The following is a 2,226-nucleotide window of genomic DNA, read 5'->3' as shown; positions in this document are numbered from 1 at the left end:
CAGATGTCTGACGTAGTCACAGTGTCTCTGTCCTCAGCCGTGTTCTAACATGCAGCGATACGTGCATGTCTCGTGACTCTGCTGTCAGACACTGTGTACTGACTGTGACGACCTGATCTGCAGCGACTTGTGTATCCTGATGCTATGAGCTACTCGATCTGCTCAGACGTACGTAGCTGTAATCGATCGATGCTCAGACGTACGTAGCTGTACATCGATCGATGCTCAGACGTACGTAGCTGTACATCGATCGATGCTCAGACGTACGTAGCTGTACATCGATCGATGCTCAGACGTACGTAGCTGTACATCGATCGATGCTCAGACGTACGTAATATCACCCATCTCGCCTAAATAAGGCGTAAAATCAACAATTTGTTCTGTTTGGGTATCTATTGCCAATATCTCCCCCTCGCTTTCAACATATAATCGCAGTCCATCAGGGGAAACGACGGGGGAATAACCAAATGTTGCATCTATAGTGCGTATGATCTCAAAAGAGGTCATATCCATCACCTCTATGGGTTGATAACTTCCATTGGTTATATAGGCAACGGGCAAATAGGGGTGAACGGCAATCTGTGCATTTTGCCCTGCAGCAAAAATGAGCGATTGGGCGTAGGTTGTTGTGTTAATGATTGATATCTGGTTGCTATAGAGGCTACCAACAAAGGCATATTGACCATCTGTGGAAAAGGCAGTTTTATTGGGGGCATATGGGCCATATAAAATGTTTGCAATAGTGTTGGTATTGCGGTTTATGATAACGATGTTGTTGGAAGATGGGCAGGAAACCCATACCGTTTGACCATCTGGGGGTATACTGACAAAATCGGCTTCATTACAGTTGGTAAAACTTAAATCTATGGTGCCGATAAAAATTTGGGCAGCGGTGTCTATGAGAGCAATGTAATTATAGTTGTAGTCTGATACGGTTACGTAGGCGGTGTCTCCGCCACCTACTACAGTTGGTAAGGTGGCAGTGGCGGAATAGGTGCCAGGGGCGGTAACGGATGTGGCTTGGAGGGTGGCAGTGTCGGTATCGCCAGGTTCGGCAGAGGCAGGGATTTCGACAGGAACCTCGAATGATGCCGTTTCACCATCGGCCAGTGTTACTTGCGAAACAGGTAGTGTGGTTGTCCAGACGTTGCCTGAGGCTAAGGTGAGATCGTAGCTGTCGGTTGTGCCTGTCTGGTTGATGAGGCTAACTGTGTAGGTGACTGTGGTGCCGGGATCACTGTACCCTCTTTCTGGCGAAACACCCAAAAAAGACACCAACAGGATAACGGTAAAGAATAGCCAGGTTATCTCCTAGGGGAGGCTGTGTAACCCAGACCATCTGTGCCGTTTTGATTTTCAATACCTACATAGGTGGAAGTGTTGCCGTTCATGGTTTGGGTATTTGGGCTAGAACATCGCCATTTTCGTACAGAATGACCTGGTAGGGTGTGACCGACATAAGGGGGATAACCGCAGCAGTAGTACATATTGACAAATTCAATAACCAGGCGGTTGGGGTTACTGAGGGTTTGGTAATAAACGGCCGATTCCGTTCCGTAATTTATCAATTGCAAATCATCACCAAAGAGGGCAATGTCGTTATTGGGTGTTGAGGTATTGGGCAACCCGCAACAAGGTGGCGCGAACAGGTAGCCTTGTTCAAAACTGACATACCCATTGGTGTTGACATATAACTCTGGATAGGCGTTGCCGTAATAATTAAAAGAAAACCCAATGGGAATAGGGCCAGCAAACCCATTATTGAAGTCTGTCCAATCGGTGACTAGAGTACCGGTGCTGGAAATTTCCTCCCAGGCATAAATGGGGCCACCTGGTTCATTGGAATCTATGAAGGTGTACCCAAAGGCATCTGGCCCGCCTGTGGCAGTGGGGTCAGCTTTTGTCAGATAAACGGCCGTTATTAGCATCCCAACAACTTCTACGACCAAGCTAATCCAATCAAACCGCCGTGTGTACAATGCGCGAACAGATTGTTGATGAAACATGATAGAAAACTCCTCGTTTGTAAAATGATGCAGCACGACGCTGGCACGTTACAGCCTAACTTTGCCCTCAATTCCCTCAAATTTTTGATCTGGACAACAGTTATGGCATTGATATAAGTGTGATTATACCATTCTGGCTTACGAGTTGGTAGACCCGGTTGGTGGTGAGATCAAGCGTGGTAGAAGTGACAGTTTCGGTGGCGTTTGAACCAATTTCAAC

Annotated in this window: 2 protein-coding genes; both read right to left on the bottom strand. The window is 47.0% G+C overall.

Annotation, left to right across the window (positions count from 1 at the left end):
- Positions 1 to 321: 321 nt before the first annotated feature.
- Entirely contained in the window at positions 322 to 1,266 is a 945-nt protein-coding gene (locus MNV_RS10480; protein ID WP_143311737.1) for a hypothetical protein, read from the bottom strand.
- A gap of 38 nt (positions 1,267 to 1,304) precedes the next feature.
- Positions 1,305 to 2,006 carry a hypothetical protein gene (locus tag MNV_RS10475; protein WP_096205856.1) on the bottom strand — a complete coding sequence of 234 codons (702 nt, stop codon included), beginning with the start codon at positions 2,004 to 2,006 and terminating at the stop codon, positions 1,305 to 1,307.
- Between the last annotated feature and the right edge of the window lie 220 nt (positions 2,007 to 2,226).

This window comes from Candidatus Methanoperedens nitratireducens, assembly GCF_900196725.1.
Taxonomy (GTDB): domain Archaea; phylum Halobacteriota; class Methanosarcinia; order Methanosarcinales; family Methanoperedenaceae; genus Methanoperedens; species Methanoperedens nitroreducens_A.
Note: the sequence above shows the minus strand (reverse complement) of the source record. Positions and strands in the feature narration are given on the sequence as shown.